Annotated in this window: 18 protein-coding genes and 1 pseudogene; 10 read left to right on the top strand and 9 right to left on the bottom strand. The window is 58.9% G+C overall.

What is annotated here, in order from left to right:
• Positions 1-36: 36 nt before the first annotated feature.
• Positions 37-585, top strand: coding sequence for a GrpB family protein (locus PMI09_RS24925; protein ID WP_007800958.1), 549 nt, complete (start codon positions 37-39; stop codon positions 583-585).
• A 3-nt stretch (positions 586-588) separates the two neighbouring features.
• Here the strand turns inward: PMI09_RS24925 and PMI09_RS24920 are convergent, their stop codons facing one another.
• Together PMI09_RS24920 and PMI09_RS24915 are read right to left on the bottom strand one after the other, a co-directional pair.
• On the bottom strand, positions 589-1,038 hold the full coding sequence (locus PMI09_RS24920; RefSeq protein WP_007800956.1) for a DNA polymerase III subunit chi: 450 nt from the start codon (positions 1,036-1,038) through the stop codon (positions 589-591).
• Complete coding sequence (locus tag PMI09_RS24915) at positions 1,035-2,528, bottom strand: leucyl aminopeptidase (RefSeq protein WP_007800953.1); 1,494 nt, start codon at positions 2,526-2,528, stop codon at positions 1,035-1,037. The genes PMI09_RS24920 and PMI09_RS24915 overlap by 4 nt, the downstream gene beginning before the upstream one ends.
• 190 nt (positions 2,529-2,718) lie before the next feature.
• Between PMI09_RS24915 and PMI09_RS24910 the strand changes: the two are divergent.
• The 7 genes and pseudogenes from PMI09_RS24910 (at position 2,719) to rsmA (ending at position 11,082) form a co-directional block, all read left to right on the top strand.
• Positions 2,719-3,368, top strand: a pseudogene (locus PMI09_RS24910) (phosphatase).
• A 97-nt stretch (positions 3,369-3,465) separates the two neighbouring features.
• On the top strand, positions 3,466-4,644 hold the full coding sequence (gene lptF / locus PMI09_RS24905; protein ID WP_007800950.1) for an LPS export ABC transporter permease LptF: 1,179 nt from the start codon (positions 3,466-3,468) through the stop codon (positions 4,642-4,644).
• On the top strand, positions 4,641-5,729 hold the full coding sequence (gene lptG / locus PMI09_RS24900) for an LPS export ABC transporter permease LptG (protein ID WP_007800948.1): 1,089 nt from the start codon (positions 4,641-4,643) through the stop codon (positions 5,727-5,729). The genes lptF and lptG overlap by 4 nt, the downstream gene beginning before the upstream one ends.
• Positions 5,729-8,086 carry an LPS-assembly protein LptD gene (locus PMI09_RS24895; RefSeq protein ID WP_007800945.1) on the top strand — a complete coding sequence of 786 codons (2,358 nt, stop codon included), beginning with the start codon at positions 5,729-5,731 and terminating at the stop codon, positions 8,084-8,086. The genes lptG and PMI09_RS24895 overlap by 1 nt, the downstream gene beginning before the upstream one ends.
• A gap of 187 nt (positions 8,087-8,273) precedes the next feature.
• Positions 8,274-9,224 carry a peptidylprolyl isomerase gene (locus tag PMI09_RS24890; protein ID WP_007800943.1) on the top strand — a complete coding sequence of 317 codons (951 nt, stop codon included), beginning with the start codon at positions 8,274-8,276 and terminating at the stop codon, positions 9,222-9,224.
• A gap of 5 nt (positions 9,225-9,229) precedes the next feature.
• Entirely contained in the window at positions 9,230-10,255 is a 1,026-nt protein-coding gene (gene pdxA / locus PMI09_RS24885; protein ID WP_007800941.1) for a 4-hydroxythreonine-4-phosphate dehydrogenase PdxA, read from the top strand.
• Entirely contained in the window at positions 10,255-11,082 is an 828-nt protein-coding gene (gene rsmA / locus PMI09_RS24880) for a 16S rRNA (adenine(1518)-N(6)/adenine(1519)-N(6))-dimethyltransferase RsmA (protein ID WP_007800939.1), read from the top strand. The genes pdxA and rsmA overlap by 1 nt, the downstream gene beginning before the upstream one ends.
• Before the next feature lie 109 nt (positions 11,083-11,191).
• Here the strand turns inward: rsmA and gmk are convergent, their stop codons facing one another.
• The 7 genes from gmk to fabD form a co-directional block, all read right to left on the bottom strand.
• Entirely contained in the window at positions 11,192-11,857 is a 666-nt protein-coding gene (gene gmk / locus PMI09_RS24875; protein WP_007800937.1) for a guanylate kinase, read from the bottom strand.
• A gap of 3 nt (positions 11,858-11,860) precedes the next feature.
• Positions 11,861-12,748, bottom strand: a complete 888-nt coding sequence (locus PMI09_RS24870; RefSeq protein WP_007800935.1) for a YicC/YloC family endoribonuclease — start codon at positions 12,746-12,748, stop codon at positions 11,861-11,863.
• Positions 12,749-12,763: 15 nt separating this feature from the next.
• A complete protein-coding gene (gene mltG / locus PMI09_RS24865) occupies positions 12,764-13,999 on the bottom strand; it encodes an endolytic transglycosylase MltG (protein WP_007800933.1) in 1,236 nt (411 codons plus the stop codon).
• Positions 14,000-14,116: 117 nt separating this feature from the next.
• Positions 14,117-15,379, bottom strand: coding sequence for a beta-ketoacyl-ACP synthase II (gene fabF, locus PMI09_RS24860; protein ID WP_037084008.1), 1,263 nt, complete (start codon positions 15,377-15,379; stop codon positions 14,117-14,119).
• A gap of 93 nt (positions 15,380-15,472) precedes the next feature.
• On the bottom strand, positions 15,473-15,709 hold the full coding sequence (locus tag PMI09_RS24855; protein ID WP_003547058.1) for an acyl carrier protein: 237 nt from the start codon (positions 15,707-15,709) through the stop codon (positions 15,473-15,475).
• A gap of 290 nt (positions 15,710-15,999) precedes the next feature.
• On the bottom strand, positions 16,000-16,737 hold the full coding sequence (gene fabG / locus PMI09_RS24850; RefSeq protein WP_007800929.1) for a 3-oxoacyl-[acyl-carrier-protein] reductase: 738 nt from the start codon (positions 16,735-16,737) through the stop codon (positions 16,000-16,002).
• A 29-nt stretch (positions 16,738-16,766) separates the two neighbouring features.
• Positions 16,767-17,711, bottom strand: a complete 945-nt coding sequence (fabD, locus tag PMI09_RS24845; RefSeq protein WP_007800927.1) for an ACP S-malonyltransferase — start codon at positions 17,709-17,711, stop codon at positions 16,767-16,769.
• Between the two features lie 206 nt (positions 17,712-17,917).
• On the opposite strand from fabD, the gene PMI09_RS24840 reads away from it, so the two are divergent.
• Entirely contained in the window at positions 17,918-18,961 is a 1,044-nt protein-coding gene (locus PMI09_RS24840; protein WP_007800925.1) for an aldo/keto reductase, read from the top strand.
• Positions 18,962-19,155: 194 nt separating this feature from the next.
• Entirely contained in the window at positions 19,156-20,931 is a 1,776-nt protein-coding gene (locus PMI09_RS24835) for an adenylate/guanylate cyclase domain-containing protein (protein ID WP_007800923.1), read from the top strand.
• Positions 20,932-21,125 lie beyond the last annotated feature (194 nt).

Raw genomic sequence — 21,125 nt, 5'->3', positions numbered from 1 at the left:
TTGTGAAGAGCTCACGGTCTGTCACGGAGGTTCGGCATGCGAGACGATGCGTCTTACGGTCTTGGCTTGAAGAACATCACGGTTTCTCTCGCCGAACCCAATACCCTGTGGCAACAAGCCTATGCCAACGAGGCGCAAGCCATCCGACAAGTGCTCGGGGACATCGCAATCGACATGCAGCACGTCGGTAGCACCGCCATTCCTGGTATCAAGGCAAAGCCGATCATTGACACACTTGTCGGTGTCAAACACCTGGATGACGGTCCGCGCTGCATCGTCGCCATGGAAGCAATAGGCTACGACTATGCCGGTAGCGACATCGTTCCTGACGATCACATTTTCGGCCGCGGCATCAAGAATGAAAGCCGGACCCATCTGGTCCATGTCGTGGAGTATCGTGGCGACAACTGGAACCGGATGATCGCCTTTCGCGACGCCTTGCGTAGCGATGTCGGGCTCGCACGTGCCTACGAGCAGCTGAAGGTTGGCTTGGCCGGCGAGCATGCAGAAAGCCGCGCACAATATACCAAGGCAAAGCAGGCTTTCATCGACGAGGTCGTGATGGCTTCCGGCCTGGGCCAATAGAGCTCAGGCCTTCTTCTCCCATCGCCCCTCGGATGTTTGCTGCCAGTATGTCAGTCTGTGCCCCTCACCTTTCAGCTTCTTCCATTGCGCGCGGGCACCTTCCAGCTGCTCTTGGTCGTGACCATCGAACATGAAGACGATCCGCTGATAGGTTTCGACCGGAGGTGGCTCCGCGCCATCGACGATAAACCGGACTGTCGCGGCGTTGGCATTCCCTTCGGAAACCGTGAGGAGAACCGGCTGATTTGCTGCCAGGCCCCGCTCATCAGTGCCATGCGGCAGGAAGCTATCCTCGCGAAATGTCCAGAGATGATGATCGAGCAGGTCGCGCCGCGCCGCGTCTTTCAACTGTACGGCAACCCGCCAGCCGCGCTCGACGCTTTTCTCGAGCAGCGGCGGCAGGGCGTCCTCCAATTTGGATTCCGTCAGATGGTAGAACAGAACTTCCGTCATGACTCGTAGTTGGCGCGCACCAGCTCATCGAGCAGGCGCACGCCGTAACCGGAGCCCCAGGATTGATTGATCTCGTCCTGTGGCGACCCCATCGCAGTTCCCGCGATGTCGAGGTGCGCCCAAGGCGTATCCTGCACAAACCGTTTCAGGAAATGAGCCGCGGTGATCGAGCCTGCATGGCGGCCGCCGGTGTTCTTCATATCCGCGAACTTGCTGTCGATCAGCTTGTCATATTCTTTACCGAGCGGCATGCGCCAGAGCTTCTCGCTCGTCGTCAGCCCAGCCGCAGTCAGCTGCTCAGAGAGCTCGTCATCATTCGAGAACAAACCAGCATGGACGTTGCCGAGCGCAACAAGAATCGCGCCCGTCAACGTTGCCAAATTGATCATGAATTTGGGCTTGAAGCGGTCGTTGCAATACCAGAGCGCATCACAGAGCACGAGCCGGCCCTCGGCATCAGTATTGATGACCTCGATCGTCTGGCCAGACATCGAGGTGACGATGTCGCCGGGGCGCTGGGCGTTTCCGTCGGGCATGTTCTCGACGAGGCCGATGATGCCCACGGCGTTCACGGCCGCCTTGCGCACCGCGAGGACATGCATCAGGCCGGTGACCGCCGCAGCGCCGCCCATGTCGCCTTTCATTTCCTCCATGCCGGCAGCGGGCTTGATCGAAATGCCACCTGTGTCAAAGACGACGCCCTTGCCGATGAAGGCGATAGGGCTTTCATTGTCCTTGCCGCCCTTCCATTGCATGACAGCAAGTCGCGGAGGTCTGACAGAGCCTTGCGCAACGCCCAATAGGGCGCCCATGCCAAGCTTCTGCATCTCCTTCTCGGTCAGGATTTCCACCTCGACGCCGAGCTTCGCCAGTTCGCTCGCCTTGGCGGCAAACTCCACCGGGCCCAGAACATTCGGCGGCTCGTTCACGAGATCGCGCGCCAGATTGACCCCTGCCGCAACGGCTTCCGAGACCTTGATGGCTTCTGCGGCATCAGTGGCATTTGCGGTAACGATCGTCACTGCCACCCGTCCATTGCGGTTATTGCCGTCCTCGTCCTTCTTCTTGGTTTTGTAAGTGTCGAAGCTGTAGGCGCGCAGAAGCATTCCAAGCGCAAAATCCGCCGCCTCTTTCGCGCCGACGCTGGCGCCCGGCGCATCGACGAAGATCGCAACCTTTTCGGCCTTCTTGATCTTGGACGCCGCGACACCACCGGCCTTGAGCCAATCGTGAGCGGTCTGATCCTCCTGCTTGCCAAGGCCAACGACGATAAGCCGCTCGGCTGCCGAACCCTCCGGAGCGACAAGATCCAATACAGTCGTCGCCTTGGCGGAGAAGCCAGCGATCTTTGCCGCTCTCGAGATCACCCCAGCTGGGTCCGCGACCTTGGCCCCGGCGGCAAAATCTGCACCGCTTGTCTGCAGAAGGACCGCGTAGGCACCGGCGATCTCGGCGGAGGTTGCAAATGAAATATCGAACTTGGCTGACATATCTTCTCCAGTGGGATTGTCCTAAATCCGCTTTATCCGATCATTTCGGGTTTCACCCCCGAAGACAAGTCTTCGGACCGAAGACGTGGCCGCTTGACTAGCCGCCAACTCGTTAACGGGATGTCATCTTCGGCGCATATTCCTCCCGTGGAACTAAGTCCACAGGAATTCCAAATTGCTCTCTCTTCTGATGTCGGCAAAGGCAAGGGCGTCTTGGCGCGTACGGCAGCCTGACAGCGATACCACACATGCGTTCGTAGGCCTCTTCTGTCTGTGGTGGTTGCTGCTCCTGCTGTTCAATGCCTTTCCGCAGATCGATATCGACGTGTCGGCGCATTTTTTTGTGCGCGAGGCATGCAGCGCTCCCGCGACTCTCGGGGAGAACTGCGGTTATTTTCCCTACCGGCATGAGACGTACCTTGGGCTCCTGAGAACGCTCTTTTTCCGGCTTCCGTATCTCATCGCCATCGTGTTGCTGTGGAAACTGGTGGAGTGCTATTGGCACTGTGGAACCACTTTCAATGTCACACGCGCCCGCGCGTTCAAGATCGCTCTCGCTCGCTGATTATCGGCCCCGTGATCCTCACAAATCTCATCCTCAAGACATACTGGGGCAGACCGCGCCCGTGTCTTATCTTCCTGATACCGCAGCCAGCGCGTTCGGCACTTGCACTGCCACTTGCTGCAATCTCGTTTCTGGCGCCCGCCATGCGGGTTGCTTTCGGCGCCCACTATCTTTCGGACGTGGTCCTCGGATGGCTTTCGTCCGTCGTGGTCTTCGTAGGTCTTCTTGCTCTCACCGATTCGCAACAGCGCGAAAAAAAATTGAAATTTGAATGAATTTTCGACGCCCGCTTGTCGCAAAAGCGAACCAAAGAGCGTAGATGGATTTCGCTGCATAGCGGCATCGGTTCGCAAATGGCGTTCAAGGGCATGAATGAAACTGCTTGAAACATACATACTCCGGCGTGTTGGCCAGATGTTTCTCGTTGCCCTGTTGCCGGTGCTCGCGATCATTTGGACGACTCAGGTTCTGCAGCGCGTCAATCTGGTGACCGATAGCGGCCAGTCGATGGGTTCGTTCGCCAAGCTGGCAACGCTGATCCTTCCGTCGATCATTCCCATCGTACTGCCATTCGCGCTTGTCATCGGCGTCACGCAGACGCTGACAACGATGAACAACGATTCGGAACTGACCGTCATCGATGCGGCAGGCGCCAAGCGCAGTATCATCCTGCGCCCGATTCTTATCCTCGCAGCCGTCATTAGCGCCTTTTCGTTTCTGGTGGACAACGTCGTCGAGCCAAAGGCCAAGACCGGCGTTCGCCAGATGGTGGCGGCTGCCTATGCGGATCTGCTCTCCTCCGTTATTGAGGAGAAGAACTTCCGCCGCATCGATACGGGACTTTACGTGCAGATATCGGAGCGATTGGCCGGTCGTGTGCTCAAGGGCTTGTTTGTCGTTGACGAGCGTGACCCTGCATTCGAGCTTATCTACTACGCACGCGAAGGCGCCGTTGACGAGAAGGGCACGTCACTCATCATGCATGATGGCGAGGTTCACCGCAAAACGCAGACCGGCGACGTCTCCGTTATTCGCTTCGATTCCTACTCTTTCGACCTGTCCGATCTGACACAGAACCGCGGTCAGGCAACGCTTCGTGCATCCGACCGCGAGCTTCCATTCCTGCTTAGTCCGGATCCGAACGACAAGGACTACATCGCCAAGCCCGGCAGTTATCGTGCCGAATTGCACCGCCGTCTGACGGATTGGGCTCTGCCGATGGTGTTTGCGCTGATTTCACTCGCGATTGCCGGCGATGCGCGCTCCCATCGTGAAGCGCGGCTGCATCCGATGGTGGCGGCGCTCATCTTTGCATTCGCGATTCGTTGGGCCTCATTTTATGCAGCAAATCAGATCGACACCGATCCGGAGTATATCGGTGTGCTGTATGCGATTCCCGTGATCGCCAGCCTCCTCGCAATCGCATCTCTGTCGCATCACAAGCGTCTGTCGGTCGTGTCCGCAATGAGCGACCGCATCGCCGCATCTTGGCAGAGATTGCTGCAACGCTTCGGCCGGTCGGCGGATCCCTCCGCGGGAGGCAGTGCATGATCTTCGGGACGCTCGGCCGTTATTTCTTCCGTCGCTATGTGCTGACCACAATGTGGTTCTTTCTCGGCGTGATTGGCATTGTCTACCTCGTGGATTTCAGCGAGACGGCCGGCCGCCTTTCGGGCCTTCCCGGCTATACCGTGACCGGGGGCCTCGTGATGACAGCCGTGCGCCTGCCGCTCATCCTGCAGCAGACCGTTCCCTTTATTGCCCTCTTTGTGGGCATGACGGTTTTGATCGGCCTCAACAGAAAATACGAACTGGTCGTGACGCGCGCTGCCGGCATCTCGGTTTGGCAGTTCATGTCGCCCTTCCTTATCGGCGCCTTTTTGCTCGGCATCCTGGTCATGACTGTCCTCAATCCGCTGGCAGCATGGGGGCAACGCCAGGCCGCCATCGTAGAGAGCAACTGGCGCGGAGAAGGCTCAGCGCCGAATACCGCACCGCAAGTTCCGTGGCTTCGGCAGATCAGCGGTGGCGACGATGCGATCATAGGTGCGCATACGGTTCTCGAGAACGGTACGCTACTGATGGATGCGGTATTCGTGCATTTCGATTCGACCGACCACATCATCCTGAGACAGGACGCCGCGTCGGCAAAATTGGAAGATGGTTACTGGCTTCTAAAGAACGTTGTCGAGCGCCGTCCCGGCGAAGTCGCGGCGCGCAAGGATGAGGTGCGTGTCCGCACCAATTTGAAACAGGATTTCGTCCAGCAGAGGCTAACAGCCCCTGAAAGTATTGGATTTTTTGATCTTTCGAGCCGAATCGACGCCGCGAAATCCTTTGGGATTCCGACCAAGGCTCTCGAGACGCAATTTCATTCGTTGTTGTCCCAACCACTGCTACTTGTCGCCATGACTCTCATTGCTGCAACAGTGTCCCTAAAATTTAGCCGGTTCAACCAATCGAGGTCAGTGATTCTGGGTGGAATCCTGTCAGGCTTCGTGCTTTATGTGGTCACCGTGCTTGTAAAAGCATTCGGAAGCAGTGGGGTTGTCCCGCCTTTCGTGGCGACGTGGATTCCGGTCACCGTTGCCTTGGCTTTGGGTGCAACAATTCTGCTTCATCAGGAGGATGGCTAGTGGCGGCAGGCGACCGCAAGACTCTTAGTAAACAGTTGGTTGCCCTGTTCGTAGGCGCAGCTCTGTCTACCTATTCCAATGGCTTTCCTGCTGCCTTCGCGCAGGATGCCCTGCAAGGTTTGAAGCCGAACGTATCGGACGACCAGAAGCTGATTCTGTCGGCAAACGAACTCGTCTATAACAAGGACGCGCAGATCGTTTCGGCCATCGGCGGCGTGCAGATTAACTACGGCGGCTACAGGATGGTGGCGCAGCGCGTAGAGTATAATCAGCAGACTGGGCGCCTGATGGCGCTAGGCAACGTCGAACTCATCGGCCCCGATGGCAACCGCATGTACGCCGACAAGCTTGATGTCACAGACGACTTTGGAAACGGCTTCGTAAACGCACTCAGAATCGAGACCGCCGACAATACGCGCCTGGTTGCTGAAACCGGCGAGCGTGTTGGCGGCACGCAAATGATCCTGAACAAGGGCGTCTATACTGCCTGTTTGCCTTGCGCCGAGAAACCGGAACGCCCCCCCTTCTGGCAGGTCAAGGCTGAGCGTGTCATTCAGGACGGCGTCAAGCACACGATTCGCCTCGAAAAAGCGCGCTTTGAGCTCCTTGGTCATCCACTTGCCTACGTGCCGTGGATCGAAGTCCCCGACAACACCGTGAAGCGGAAGTCTGGCTTCCTCTTTCCTAGCTTTGTCACCGCTCAAAATCTCGGCTTCGGTCTTTCCGTCCCGTATTACTACGTTATTTCGCCAAGCAGCGATATAACGGTGACGGGCACAGGTTATACGACCCAGGGCTTCCTGCTGGACGCGGAATATCGTCAGCGATTCGAAAACGGCACGCACATATTGCGCATGGCTGGTATCAATCAGCTCAGCCCGGAGACCTTTACGCCCGGCACCAGTGATGCCGAAAATGACTTCCGCGGCGTTGTAGCGTCCAAGGGAGATTTCAGGATCAATCCGCGCTGGGCGTTCGGCTGGGACGTTATGGCGCAGAGCGACAATAACTTTTCTCGGACCTATAGTCTAAAAGGGCTGGACAACTCAACGCAGACAAATCAGGTCTACCTGACCGGTCTCGGCAAACGGAATTACTTCGATCTGCGTTCGTTCTATTTCGACGTTCAGGACGCCGATCCGAACGACGTTAAGGAGAAGCAACAGGCGATCGTCTATCCGGTGATGGACTATCACTTCGTGGCGCCGCAGCCGCTAGCCGGGGGCGAACTTTCCGCCGACGTCAACTTCACGAACCTGTCGCGCACCCATGACGACTTCTACAGTGTCGCGGGCTTCGACCGGTTCCGTGGCCTTGAGGGCCAGACGTCCCGCCTGACGGGCGAACTGGAATGGAAGCGGACGTTTGTCACCCCTGAGGGTTTCCTGATCACGCCGTTGCTCGCTGCCCGTGGCGATGCCTTGGCACTGAACATGACGCCACCGCCTACTTCCGGTACGTTTGTCTATGATGGCAATTATGATGACAGCAATGCGGCGACGCGTTCGATGTTTACTGCCGGACTGGAGATGCGCTATCCGATCCTCGGGACGACCGAAAACAGCACGCACCTGTTCGAACCCATCGTTCAAATCTATGCACGGCCTGACGAACGCCTTGCTGGCGGTCTTCCGAATGAAGACGCACAAAGCTTCGTGTTCGATGCGACCAATCTTTTCGAGCGTGACAAGTTCTCGGGCTATGATCGCATCGAAGGCGGCACACGCGCTAATGTCGGCTTCCAGTACACCGGCACGTTCGACAATGGCTACAAGCTGCACGGCATATTCGGGCAATCCTACCAGCTGGGCGGCCAGAACTCTTTCGACACAGCCGATCTGGTGAATGTCGGTGCGGATTCCGGTCTGGAAAGTGACGTCTCCGACTTTGTCGGTCTCGGCGGCATCGAAACGCCGCAGGGCCTCGCCCTCGCAGCCTCCTATCGGCTTGACGAAAAGAGCTTGGGTTTCCGTCGCGGCGATTTCACGGCTGGCTTCCAGAACGACAATCTCCAAAGCCAGCTGATTTACACGCATGTCTCAGCACAGCCAGAGTATGGCTTTGCTGAAGACAACGATGAGATCCAGGCCAAGGGAACTGTTAAGTTCAAGGATTATTGGTCGGTATTTGGCGGCATAGCCTGGGATCTTCAGGACAACAGCATCGTCAGGAAAACATTCGGTCTGACCTATGAGGACGAATGCACGATCTTTACGATCGCATATAGCGAGAAGCGTGATACCACCGCCGAAACCGCTAGCGACTGGAGTATCGGCGCCAGGTTGACCTTCCGCACGCTCGGCGATATCAACCTCGGCGGCGCGGTGGATACCAACACAACCATCTACCAGAATTGACGGCGAGTTCAGTCTTACGGCGAAAGAAAGGGCCTTTCTTTCGCCGTAAGACTATGCAGGACATTGTCGCCAGTTGATATCTGGGGCATATGCTGAATTTTCAATTTAGAGCGGCAGTGCCCGTTTGTCTCGAGAAGGTATGCGCGCCGCGACGTAAATGCGCGGCGTCAATGGGAAGGGTCGATAGATGATTGGCGCAAGAAAAACCGTAACGACGATGATTGCCGGCGCGGCTTTCGCGATGCTGGCGGCTTTTGCCTCGCCTCAGACCGGCTCAGCTTTCGCTGCAAGCGAAGTCAGGGTGGTCGTCAACGGCACAGCAATTACCAGCGGTGATGTTGCCAAGCGTCAGGCATTCCTCCGGCTGCAGCACCAGAAGGCAGATGCCAAGGCTGCAGAAGAGCAACTGATCGACCAGACGCTGAAGCAGCAGGAAATTGCGCGCGTGCGCATGTCGGTTTCCAAGGACGACGTCGATGCATCGTTCGCGCGGTTTGCGACCGGCAACAAGCTGACGACCGATCAGATGACGCAGATTCTCGAACGCGCCGGCGTCGGTGTCGTGCATTTCAAGGCTTTTATTGCCGTGCAGATGAGCTGGCCGCGTCTTGTCAATGCACGCTACGGCTCAAGCACCCGTATGTCGAATTCCGACCTTGTTGCGCGCATGATGGAGAACAAACAGAAGCCGGAAACCACGGAATATATTCTGCAGCAGATGATCTTCGTCGTCCCCGCCAGCAAGAAGGGCATCGTAGGCAAGCGCAAGAGCGAGGCCGAAGCATCCCGGTCGAAGTATCCTGGTTGCGAGCAGGCCAAGGTGTTTGCCGCAACGATGCGCGACGTATCGGTGCGCGAGCTCGGTCGTGTTCTCGCGCCGGAACTTCCGGCCGAATGGAAGCCGCTTGTCGAGCAGGCTAAGGGCAACACGACAGCCACGCGCGTAACGGACAGGGGTGTTGAATACATTGCCATCTGCAGCCAGCGCCAGGTTTCCGATGACCAGGCTGCGGAAATGGTGTTCCGCCAGGAAGATCTCGATAAGGCGAAGGCGGGGAAGAACGCACCTCCGGAGAATCCGAACGCCCAGAAATACATGGAAGAACTGCGCAAGAAGGCGCAGATCATGCGTCCCTGAGCAAAATGACGATCTCGTTCTCGCGCCCGCTTGCTCTGAGTCAGGGGGATCCGGCTGGTGTCGGCCCTGACATTACATTGCTGGCCTGGATGCGACGTAGGGAGCTTGGTCTTCCTCCGTTCGTGTTTATTGGCGATCCTGATGTGTTGGCGTTGCGTGCCAAGCTGCTGGGGCTGACGGTTGCCATTCGCGAGACCGATTGCGCCAACGCCAATGACGTCTTTGTCGACGCCCTCCCCGTGCTTCCCATATCTGCAGGTATTGAGGTCGTGGCGGGTGAGCCCCATGTCGCGACAGCCAAGGCCACGATCGCCGCGATCGAAAAAGCCGTATCGCTGACGATATCAGGTGGGGCCCTTGGCGTCGTCACCAATCCAATCGCCAAGTCGGTGCTCTATGAGTCTGGCTTCCCCTTCCCCGGGCACACCGAGTTTCTGGCAGATCTCGCCGCACGAGCGACGGGACAAACGGCCATGCCGGTGATGATGCTCGCTGGTCCAAAGCTCCGCACCATTCCGGTCACGATCCATATTCCCCTTAAGGATGTGCCTCAAGCACTCAATGCGGAACTCATCATCAAGACCTGCCGAATTGCCGATGCCGATCTCAGGTCTCGCTTCGGGATCGCGAGTCCCCGCCTCGCAATTGCCGGTCTCAATCCGCACGCGGGGGAAGATGGTACCATCGGCAAAGAGGATGAAGCGGTCATCAAGCCGGCCATTCAATTCCTGAGGTCCAAGGGCATCAACGCAATTGGGCCGCTGCCCGCCGATACCATGTTCCACGATGAGGCCAGGGCGCGCTACGACGTTGCGATCTGCATGTACCACGACCAGGCCCTGATTCCGGCCAAGGCGCTTGGTTTCGACGACTCGGTCAACGTGACACTTGGATTGCCCTTCGTGCGCACCTCGCCTGATCATGGCACCGCCTTCGGCATTGCCGGCAAAGGGCTTGCCCGCGAAAGCAGCCTCGTCGCGGCCCTAAAGCTCGCAGGCCACCTCGGACGCACCGCGGAAGGGCGCATTTGATGGCTGCCTTGGATGGGCTTCCGCCTCTTCGCGACGTCATTCAACGCTATGGCCTCGATGCACGAAAGGCCCTCGGCCAGAACTTCCTGCTCGATCTCAACCTGACGCAGAAGGTTGCTCGAACAGCCGGCTCGCTGGAGGGTGTCACGGTCTTCGAAGTCGGCCCGGGTCCGGGCGGTTTGACGCGCGCCATTCTGGCACTTGGCGCAAAGAAAGTGGTCGCCGTCGAGCGCGACTCTCGCTGCCTACCGGCCCTCGCCGAAATTGCGGACCACTATCCTGGGCGGCTCGAGGTCATCGAAGGCGACGCATTGAAGACGGACTTCGAAGCTTTGGCACCCGAGGGCCGTGTGAAGATCATCGCTAATCTTCCCTACAACGTCGGGACGCAGTTGCTGGTCAATTGGATCCTCCCGAAGCAGTGGCCGCCTTTCTGGGAATCGCTGACGCTGATGTTCCAGAAGGAAGTGGGAGCGCGCGTCGTCGCGACCGAAGACGACGATCACTATGGACGTCTCGGCGTGCTCTGCGGCTGGCGTACGAACGCGCGTATGGCGTTTGATATACCACCGCAGGCATTTACGCCGCCGCCGAAAGTCACGTCGACGGTCGTCCATCTGACGCCGAACGAGAACCCCATCCCCTGCTCGGTCACCGATTTGGAAAAGGTCACCCATGCAGCCTTCGGCCAGCGCCGAAAAATGCTGCGGCAAAGCCTCAAACCCCTCGGGGGCGAAGCCTTACTCAATAAGGCGGACGTAGATCCTCAGCGCCGCGCCGAAACGCTTTCGGTCGCCGAGTTCGTTCGACTGGCGAACTGCCTCTAGGCAACGTGCAGGCGATCTCTCACGCAGAGCGATAGCTTAGACCTTTGGAGACAGGTGGTAACGTCAAGCGGACCGGCTCGCAAATGCCTTCGCTTCAAACTTGCTGAACTTAGAGCTTCGGCTCTTCCGTCAACAGGCCGTTAACAAAGTCGAACAAGCCGTGGCGTCGGTCCCGGCGGACGCGCTCGGCATTGACGATGCAGCTCACGTTGCGAAACGCTTCGTCGAGATCGTCGTTGACGATGACATAGTCATATTCGCGCCAGCGTTCGATCTCGGCGCGAGAATTCAGAAGCCGCGTACGAATGACCTCTTCCGAATCCTCTGCGCGACGATGCAAGCGCGACTGCAGTTCGGTCATGGTGGGCGGCAGCACGAAGATCGAGACGATATCAGCCTTCATCTTGTCCTGAAGCTGCAGAGCACCCTGCCAGTCGATATCGAACAGCATATCGCGACCTTCGGCCATCGCGGATTCCACGGGTTCCCGCGGCGTACCGTAGAAATTACCGTGCACCTCCGCCCATTCGAGCAGGTCGCCTGCGTCTCGCATCCTCTCGAACTGCGGGACAGTGATGAAGTGGTAGTGCTTACCGGCAATTTCGCTCGGCCGCTTGGCTCTGGTCGTAACGCTGACAGAGATTTCGAGGCTATGGTCGTCCCTGAGGAGGTTGCCGGCAATCGTCGACTTGCCTGCACCAGACGGCGAGGACAGGACAAGCATCAGCCCGCGCCGGGCAATTTTGGTTGGTGTGCTCGAGTGGGCCGGGCTCATGTATCACTCCAGATTCTGGACCTGCTCGCGGAACTGGTCGATGACCACTTTCAGCTCGATGCCGGCGGCGGTAACGGCGGCCGCATTCGACTTCGAACAGATAGTATTCGATTCTCGGTTAAATTCCTGTGCAAGGAAATCAAGCTTGCGCCCGACCGGGCCGCCCTTGCTGAGCAGGTCGCGAGCGGCAACCACATGCGCCTTCAGGCGATCGATCTCTTCACGAAGATCCGCCTTCGTGGCGAGCAGAGCAGCTTCCGCATGCAACCTCTCGCGATCCAGCTTTCCCGACCCGTCCATGAGCATTGCGACCTGCCCGGCCAACCGGCCAGCGATCTCTTGCGGAGAGCGGGAAGGATCACGCTCGATCACCTTCGTCAGTCCCTCAATTGTCGAGACATGGTCCAGCAGTACGCGCGACAATGCGGCGCCCTCCAATTCCCGCATCTGCCGCAAATCGACAAGGGCGGCAATCAAGCCATCGACAATGTCGGAATCGCGCGCTGCAATCGCTTCATCGCCGTCTTCCCTGTCCCGGAATTCGATAATGCCTCGAATAGCGAGCAAAGTATCGAGTTGCAACGGCGCGGGATCGATGATGCCGCCAAGCTGGTCCCGCAGAGCGAGCACTGCGGAGAGAGCTTCCTGATTGAGAACGGTTTCGATGCGGCTCTCACCGGCAGAGACGGACAGCGACGCCTGCATATTGCCGCGGCTAAAGCGCTCGCCGGCAAGCCGACGCACGTCATTCTCCATGCGCTCCAGCCCCGGCGGGAGGCGCAAGCGCAGATCCAGGCCTTTGCCGTTGACCGAACGCAGTTCCCAGGCCCAACGCCAGCGGCCACTCGTGCCCTCACGCCGCGCAAAACCGGTCATGGACTGCAAAGCCATGCGAGCCTCCGAAAATCAGTTGGTCTTCTTTTTCTTCTGGGGAGCCGGAGCGGCAGGTGCGTCCGACTGCGTCTGGCTTTCAGGCTGTCCATCAACGACAATATTGGGGTCGGCACCCTTGGCCGCTTCCAGCTGACGCCAGCGTTTGACGTTGGCATTGTGTTCCTCGAGCGTGGCCGCGAACACATGCCCGCCGGAACCATCGGCAACGAAATAAAGATCCTGCGTCTTCCAGGGATTGGCGACAGCCTCCAGCGCATCACGACCCGGATTGGCAATCGGCGTCGGGGGAAGGCCCTTGACCACATAAGTGTTGTAGGGCGTTTCCTTCTTGAGGTCCGATTGATAGATCGGGCGATCCGCCGGTTTTCCGTCACCGCCGAAGAGGCCATAGATGATGGTCGGATCGGACTGAAGGCGCATCCCCTTGCCCAGCCGGTTAAGGAAGACCGAGGCCACATGGGCTCGCTCGTCGGGAACGCCGGTTTCCTTTTCGACGATCGAAGCAAGGATGATCAGTTCGTCCTTTGACTTGAGCTGCAGCGACGTATCGCGCTTGTCCCAGACCTGGTCGACAAGCTTCTGCTGTGCCGCAGCCATCTGCTCGATGATCTCTGCCCGCTTTGTGCCGCGCGAGAACTTGTAGGTATCCGGACGCAGGCTTCCTTCGGCAGGCACGACGGTCGGCAGGTCGCCTTCCAGAACGGCATCCTCGTTCAGACGATTGAACATCTGGCGGACAGTGAGGCCTTCCGGAAACGCGACGGAATACAGGATCGACTTTCCCGATTTCAGCAGTTCCATGATGTCGTTCATGGAGGCATGCGCCTTGATTTCGTACTCGCCCGCCTTGAGGCTCTCGCCGTCATCAAGATGCGTCGTGGTGAGGTAACGGAAGATACGCGCGTCCGACACGATGTTGTTGCGTTCGAGGCTTGCGGCGATCTCAGCAACGCCGGCGCCGCTTCGCACGATGAAATTCGTGTTTGTCTCCAGCGGACCGGGATTCTGGTAGGCAGAGATCGTGTAATAGAAAAGGAAGACGGCCGCTGCGCAGCCGAGCACGACAAGCGTCATCAGGAAGTTCAGGAAAATGATAACTTGGCTGCGCGCCTTCTTCGAGCGCTTCGGCGGCTCGGGTACGCGTTCCGGCCGAAGCGCCTCGCTCGGCGACTTGGGAATGATCGGCCCGCTCTGCGTCTGCTGGCTTTCCTCGCCGATCGTCCCGTTGCTCTGGTTCGTATCGCTCACCGGCAATCCTCTAAACTTGGCCTCAAGTCCCGCTTCTTGCTAAGCAATGCGGCAAAATGCAGGTGGGGCCGCGCCGCGCAAGGTGCAGCCCCACTGTCAGGACGTCAACGCCTGCACTCAGGCGACGTAGCGGCGCAGCACCAATGATGCATTCGTACCGCCGAATCCGAAAGAATTCGACAGCGCGACGTTGATTTCCCGCTGGCGCGCCTTGTGCGGAACGAGATCGATTGCGGTCTCGCGCTCAGGATTGTCGAGATTGAGCGTCGGAGGCGCAACGTTGTCGCGGATGGCAAGCGTTGCGAAGATCGCCTCGATCGCACCAGCCGCACCGAGCAGATGGCCCGTCGCAGACTTCGTCGACGACATCGAGATCTTGGAGGCTGCATTGCCGACCAAGCGCTCGACGGCACCGAGTTCGATCGTGTCAGCCATCGTCGACGTGCCATGCGCGTTGATGTAGTCGATATCGGCGGGCGTCAAGCCGGCGCGCTTCAACGCCATCGTCATGCAACGCTGCGCGCCTTCGCCGTCCTCTGACGGCGCAGTGATGTGATAGGCGTCACCGGAAAGACCATAGCCCACGACCTCGGCATAGATCTTGGCGCCGCGCGCCTTGGCGTGTTCCAGTTCTTCGAGAACGACGATGCCGGCGCCCTCACCCATGACGAAGCCGTCACGATCCTTGTCGTAGGGGCGCGATGCCTTGGTCGGATTATCGTTGTGCTGGGTGGACAATGCCTTGCAGGCGGCGAAGCCGGCCAGCGAGATGCGGCTGACCGGGGACTCCGTGCCGCCGGCGACCATGACGTCGGCATCGCCGAATGCGATGAGACGGGCGGCGTCGCCGATCGCGTGCGCGCCAGTCGAGCATGCCGTGACCACCGAGTGGTTCGGCCCACGCAGCTTGTGACGGATCGATACCTGGCCGGACACGAGGTTGATCAGACGGCCCGGAATGAAGAAAGGAGAAATACGGCGCGGGCCCTTGTCGCGCAGCGTGTAGCCGGCTTCGACGATGCCTTCGATGCCGCCGATGCCCGAACCGATCAGGACACCCGTCGAAACTTGGTCTTCATCGCTTTCTGGGTGCCAGTTCGCATCGTTCAGCGCCATGTCAGCGGCTGCCATGCCGTAGATGATAAAAGGATCGACCTTGCGCTGTTCCTTGGGCTCCATCCAGTCATCGACATTGAAGGTGCCGTCGCTGCCATCGCCAACCGGAATGCGGCAAGCAATCTTTGCGGAAAGGTCGTCGATTTCGAATTCAGTGACCAGGCGGGCGCCGTTTTGACCCGCAAGCAAGCGGGACCACGTCACTTCCGTTCCGCATCCCAAGGGCGAGACCATACCGGTACCTGTTATAACGACCCGTCTCATCGACTGTATTCCCCTGCCTTTTATGTTCTTGGAGAACCATGCCAGAAATAAAAAGGGCGGACTCCGGGTCCGCCCTTTCATAAATGCTCAGGATTAAGCCTGAGCCTTTTCGATAAACTTTACGGCATCGCCGACCGTCAGGATCGAGTCAGCAGCGTCATCCGGAATCTCGACGCCGAATTCTTCTTCGAACGCCATAACCAGTTCGACGGTATCGAGCGAGTCAGCGCCCAGATCGTCGATAAAGCTGGCGCTTTCGACAACCTTGTCGGCATCGACGCCAAGATGATCAATAACAATTTTCTTTACGCGTTCTGCGATATCGCTCATGTCGGTTTCCTCGACCTTATGTCCTGATCAGAATGCCTTGTGACATCCCTACCCTGTTTCAGCCTGCGGCGCCCCTTAAAGCCACCTCGGCAAACTCTTTGAACCCGGCTACCAGAAATGTCCCAGGCTTGCACAAAAGCCCGCCGGTCCGTCTGCTTTCTCGGGAGACTGTTCACAGTCATGGCCCGCTTAACACGGTTTAAGTCTGCCGCAAAGCCAGAAAATCAACCCCATCGGGTTGGTCAACACGCTATTGCGGGGAAAATCTGCCCGAAAGGCAGTTTCCCGTTTCAGATCATGGCCATGCCGCCGTTTACGTGCAGCGTCTGGCCTGTCATATACGCAGCTTCCGACGAGGCGAGATAGGCGACGGCGGAGGCAACTTCGGCGCCCGTGCCCATGCGCTTCATCGGGATCGCTCCCATGATCGCTTCCTTCTGCTTGTCGTTCAGTTTGCCAGTCATCGCGGACTCGATGAAGCCCGGCGCCACGCAGTTGACCGTGACGTTGCGGGTTGCAATCTCCTGAGCCAGCGATTTCGTGAAGCCGATCATGCCGGCCTTGGAGGCGCAGTAATTGGCCTGGCCTGGGTTGCCGGTGACGCCAACGACTGACGTGATGTTGATGATGCGGCCATAACGGCGGCGCATCATCGGATGCGTCAACTCGCGCGTCAGGCGGAACATCGCCGTCAGGTTCACTTCAATGACATTATCCCAATCCTCGTCGCTCATGCGAACAAAGAGGCCGTCCTTGGTGATGCCGGCATTGTTGACAAGAATGTCGACGCCTTCGAGATCGGCTTCGGCCTTGACGCCGAGCGCCTTGACTTCGTCGCGGTCTGCGAGGTTAGCCGGGAAAATCTTGACGCGATCTCCAAGCTCGTTCGCCAGCGCCTCAAGCTTCTCTACGCGCGTGCCGTGCAGGCCGACGATGGCCCCTTGCTTGTGCAGGATGCGGGCGATTTCTTCGCCGATGCCGCCGGAGGCGCCGGTAACCAGAGCCTTGCGGCCGGAAAGATCGAGCATGGAAGTGTTCCTTGTATTCGTTAAATCTATCAGGCCATCAGGGCGGCAACGGCCGCATCGATATCAGCAGGCGTGTTAACGGCGATGCCGTTCACGGTCTTGTCGATACGGCGTGCAAGGCCGGTCAGGACCTTGCCGGAGCCGATCTCGTAGAGCGTCGTCGCGCCGTTGGCCGCGAACCACTCCACCGTCTCTCGCCAGCGGACCTGGCCTGTCACCTGCTCGACGAGCAGCTTTGCAATCTCGTCTGCGTTGGTCACCGGTGCAGCGCGCACGTTGGCGATCAAAGGCACGACCGGGTTCGACTTCTTCACGCCCGCCAGCGCCTCGCGCATTGCTTCGGCAGCAGGCGCCATCAGCGAAGAATGGAAAGGAGCGGAGACCGGCAGCAGGATCGCGCGCTTCGCGCCCTTTTCGGTCGCGATCGCTGCACCCTTCTCAACGGCCGCCTTCTCCCCCGAAATGACGATCTGGCCGCCGCCATTATCGTTGGCGATCTGGCAGGAGCCGACGGCAGAGGCTTCTTCGCAGACGGCGACGACATCGTCATGTTCAAGGCCAATGATGGCAGCCATCGCGCCGACGCCAACCGGCACGGCAGCCTGCATGGCATTGCCGCGAATGCGCAGCAGGCGCGCAGTGTCGGCAAGCGAGAAGGTGCCTGCGGCACACAGAGCGGAGTATTCGCCGAGCGAATGACCGGCAACGTAGGAGACCTTCGCCTTCAGATCGACGCCCCTGGCCTCGAGAACACGGATGACCGCCATCGAGACCGCCATCAAGGCCGGCTGCGCATTCGCCGTCAGCGTCAGCTTGTCTTCCGGACCGTTGAACATGGTCTCCGACAACTTTTCGCCCAGAGCTTCGTCGACTTCGTGGAAGACGGCGCGTGCCTCGGCGAAGTTTTCGGCGAGATCCTTGCCCATGCCGACAGCCTGGCTGCCCTGACCCGGGAATGTAAAAGCAATGGTCATGCTATGTCCCTTTTATACGGACCTCTGGTTATTTCGCCTCCAATTGACATTCTTTCCTGCAGAGTCAAGTGCCGGACGCCCGCGTTCCAAGGCTTTTGCGGCTGCGAGAAAGCCCGGTTTTGCCTCTTGCGCTTGCTCAATTCCGGTCTAGATTTGCGCCGTCCTTCCAGACCATTCCGTTTCCAGATTACCTTCAGGGCTTTCAGATGAAAAATAAGAAACTTGGCCGCACGGATATTTCCGTGTCCGAAATCTGCCTCGGCACCATGACCTGGGGCACGCAAAACACCGAGGCCGAGGCGCATGAGCAGATGGACTATTGCGTCGAGAAAGGCGTCAACTTCTTCGACACGGCCGAGCTCTATCCGACTACTCCTGTCTCCGCCGAGACGCAGGGGCTGACCGAAGACTATATCGGCAGTTGGTTCCAGAAGACGGGCAAGCGCAAGGATATCGTGCTCGCCACGAAGGTCGCGGGTCCCGGCCGGTCCTATATTCGCGGCGGCGAGGGGGCCGATGCCAAGAACATTCGCCTGGCGATCGAGGCAAGCCTGAAGCGCCTAAAGACGGACTATATCGACCTCTACCAGATTCACTGGCCGAGCCGAGGGCATTTCCATTTCCGCCAGGCTTGGCACTACGATCCCTTCAAGCAGGACCACGCCAAGGCCATCGCGAATATCACCGAAATACTGGAAACGATGGGCGCCCTTGTGAAAGAGGGCAAGGTTCGCGCCTTCGGCCTCTCCAACGAGACGACATGGGGTACGCAAAAATATCTGGCGCTTTCCGAACAGCTCGACCTGCCGCGCGCCGCCACGATCCAGAACGAATACAATCTGCTGTACCGTCACTACGATCTCGACATGGCGGAGCTGTCGCATCATGAGGACGTCGGTCTGCTCGCCTATTCGCCCCTCGCCGGCGGCATCCTCAGCGGCAAGTATGTCGACGGCGCCAAGCCGGATGGCTCGCGCGGGTCGATCAACGGCGACATCGGCGGTCGTTTGCAGCCCTTGCAGGAAGCGCCGACGAAGGCCTATCTCGATATCGCTGCACGGCACGGGCTCGACCCTTGCGTGATGGCGCTCGCCTTCTGCCTGAGCCGCCGCTTCATGGCGTCCGTGATCATCGGCGCAACGACGATGCAGCAGCTCGAGACGGACCTGAGCTCGGTCAGTCTCAAGCTGTCACACGAGGTTCTGGCTGAAATCGAGCAAGTTCACCGCCAGTATCCGATGCCGATCTAGGGCAGTCAGACGACGCATAGCGATCTGACCTTCCCTGGCCAGGTCGTTCGCCGCATGGAAGCCATGCGGCCTTCGCCAGCACTTACAACGACAAGTTTCGGCGACTTCGCCCGGGCATCAATTTCTGCTTCTCCGTTCCGCGCATTTCAGCTAGGTTCATAAGGCTCTGGCAGCGCCGCAGGAGCGCTCATACTGTGGAACGGAAGCTCGCAGTCATCCTTGCCGGCGACGTTGCTGGCTACAGCCGCCTCGTTGCAACCAACGAGGAAGACGCGCTTGCGACGCTGAGCATCTACACCGCCACGATCGGCGATTTCGTGCGAGAGCACGGAGGACGCGTCTTCGGCAGTGCCGGGGACAGCGTCGTTGCGGAATTCCCAAGTGCCGTACAAGGTGTTCGCGCAGCTGTTGCCATTCAACGTGCGCTGCATCGACGCAATGCCGACCTGCCGGCGGACCGGCGGATGGAGTTCCGTCTCGGGCTCAATCTCGGCGATGTCGTCGTCTCCGGGGAGAACCTGCTTGGCGACGGCGTGAATGTCGCAGCCCGTCTCCAGGAGGTGGCGCTGCCGTCCGGTATCTGCATCTCTGGCGCGCTACGCGAACAAATCGAGGGGAAGCTCGACTTCCCCCTCGTGCCGATGGGCGACCGCACGCTGAAGAATATTCCTCGCCCGGTGCCGGTGCATCGGGTTCATTGGAGCCGGGAGGATCCCGTGGAGGCGGGTGCGCTCGGTGGACCGCTCAGGCTGCCTGACAAACCCTCGATCGCAGTACTGCCCTTCGTCAACATGTCCGACGACCCCGAGCAGGAGTTCTTCGCGGACGGGCTGACAGAGGACATCATCACCGCGTTATCGCTCTACCGCTGGTTTTTCGTCATCGCCCAGAACTCATCCTTTGCGTATAAGGGGCGCGCGGTCGATGTAAAGCAAATCGGGCGCGATCTCGGCGTGCGCTATCTCGTCGAAGGAAGTGTCCGCAGGTCCGGGACGCGCGTCCGTGTCACCGGGCAGCTGATCGAAGCCGAAAGCGGCGTTCACCTGTGGGCGCAACGCTACGACAGGGAAATATCCGATATCTTCGCCATTCAGGACGAACTGACGCAGAATGTCGTCGGCGCAATCGAGCCGGAAATCCTAATCGGTGAAAGCCGGCGTGCGTTGATAAGGACAACCGACAATCTGGACGCCTATGAGAGCCATATGCGCGGCACCTGGCTCCATAACGCGCAGGATACGGTCGAGCATTTCATCGAGGCCATTGCCTGGCATCGCCGCGCAATCGAGCTCGATCCCGATTTCGCACGCGCCCATATGATGCTTGCCCGCTCACTCTACGCCCGATGCTTCCATGGTTTCAGCGACGACGTGGACCGGGATAGCACAGAGCTGCGAATAGAGGCCGAGCGCGCTGTTGCGCTCGACCCGCGTGACCCCTACTCGCACTACGCAATGTGCCTTGCGCATTTCGTAGCCCATAACGCGCCGGCAGCGATTGAGGCCGCCCAGCAGGCGATTGACCTCAATCCCAATTTTGCCCTCGCGCATATGGGTCTCGGCTGGGCGCGGATATTCAACGGTCACTTTGTCGAAGCTCTGGACCCCCTTTATATGGCGACAAGGCTAAGCCCGCACGATCCGCTGGCCTACCTCATTCTCGACCGTATTGCGCTATCGCACTATCACTTGGGCAACTACGAAGAGGCTGTGCATTACTCCGAGCGAGGTCTTTCGCTCCGCCGCGCCTATTTCAATCGCGTTGTGCTTCTTGCCAGCCTGGGGCAGCTCGGACGCCAGGAGGAAGCGCAGAGGCTGATACCGGAAATCCTGGCAAACGTACCGGCCGATCTCGAGCATTATTGGAAGATGCTGACACCCTATGTGGCGCACAGCCATTACGACCACTTCGTCGACGGCCTGCGCAAGGCGGGGCTGCCTTCGCTGAACTCACAGCAAGAACATTGCTGAGTGTCCCTTGCGTTTCCGCCAAAAATCCGTATAAGCCGCCCTGTTCGCAAACCCGGTCTTCTGGCTGGTGGCTGAACGGAGGGCCGGTTTTCGCAAGAGAATCGTCGGAACGGAAGCGTTCCAGCCTCCCGTGTCTCCGCTCTCGACCGTCTCGGAACGCTTTTCTTGCTTGGCGCTTGCCGCCTCTCAGGAGC

Origin of the sequence: Rhizobium sp. CF122, assembly GCF_000282035.1 — a bacterium.
Taxonomy (GTDB): Bacteria; Pseudomonadota; Alphaproteobacteria; order Rhizobiales; family Rhizobiaceae; genus Rhizobium.
This window is presented reverse-complemented; position numbering and strand designations above follow the sequence as displayed.

Excerpts from the sequence above, each read along its gene's own strand:
- PMI09_RS24925 (WP_007800958.1), top strand. The coding sequence starts at position 37 with ATGCGAGACGATGCGTCTTACGGTCTTGGCTTGAAGAACATCACGGTT.
- PMI09_RS24920 (WP_007800956.1), bottom strand. The coding sequence starts at position 1,038 with ATGACGGAAGTTCTGTTCTACCATCTGACGGAATCCAAATTGGAGGAC.
- PMI09_RS24915 (WP_007800953.1), bottom strand. The coding sequence starts at position 2,528 with ATGTCAGCCAAGTTCGATATTTCATTTGCAACCTCCGCCGAGATCGCC.
- lptF (WP_007800950.1), top strand. The coding sequence starts at position 3,466 with ATGAAACTGCTTGAAACATACATACTCCGGCGTGTTGGCCAGATGTTT.
- lptG (WP_007800948.1), top strand. The coding sequence starts at position 4,641 with ATGATCTTCGGGACGCTCGGCCGTTATTTCTTCCGTCGCTATGTGCTG.
- PMI09_RS24890 (WP_007800943.1), top strand. The coding sequence starts at position 8,274 with ATGATTGGCGCAAGAAAAACCGTAACGACGATGATTGCCGGCGCGGCT.
- pdxA (WP_007800941.1), top strand. The coding sequence starts at position 9,230 with ATGACGATCTCGTTCTCGCGCCCGCTTGCTCTGAGTCAGGGGGATCCG.
- rsmA (WP_007800939.1), top strand. The coding sequence starts at position 10,255 with ATGGCTGCCTTGGATGGGCTTCCGCCTCTTCGCGACGTCATTCAACGC.
- gmk (WP_007800937.1), bottom strand. The coding sequence starts at position 11,857 with ATGAGCCCGGCCCACTCGAGCACACCAACCAAAATTGCCCGGCGCGGG.
- PMI09_RS24870 (WP_007800935.1), bottom strand. The coding sequence starts at position 12,748 with ATGGCTTTGCAGTCCATGACCGGTTTTGCGCGGCGTGAGGGCACGAGT.
- fabF (WP_037084008.1), bottom strand. The coding sequence starts at position 15,379 with ATGAGACGGGTCGTTATAACAGGTACCGGTATGGTCTCGCCCTTGGGA.
- PMI09_RS24855 (WP_003547058.1), bottom strand. The coding sequence starts at position 15,709 with ATGAGCGATATCGCAGAACGCGTAAAGAAAATTGTTATTGATCATCTT.
- fabG (WP_007800929.1), bottom strand. The coding sequence starts at position 16,737 with ATGCTCGATCTTTCCGGCCGCAAGGCTCTGGTTACCGGCGCCTCCGGC.
- fabD (WP_007800927.1), bottom strand. The coding sequence starts at position 17,711 with ATGACCATTGCTTTTACATTCCCGGGTCAGGGCAGCCAGGCTGTCGGC.
- PMI09_RS24840 (WP_007800925.1), top strand. The coding sequence starts at position 17,918 with ATGAAAAATAAGAAACTTGGCCGCACGGATATTTCCGTGTCCGAAATC.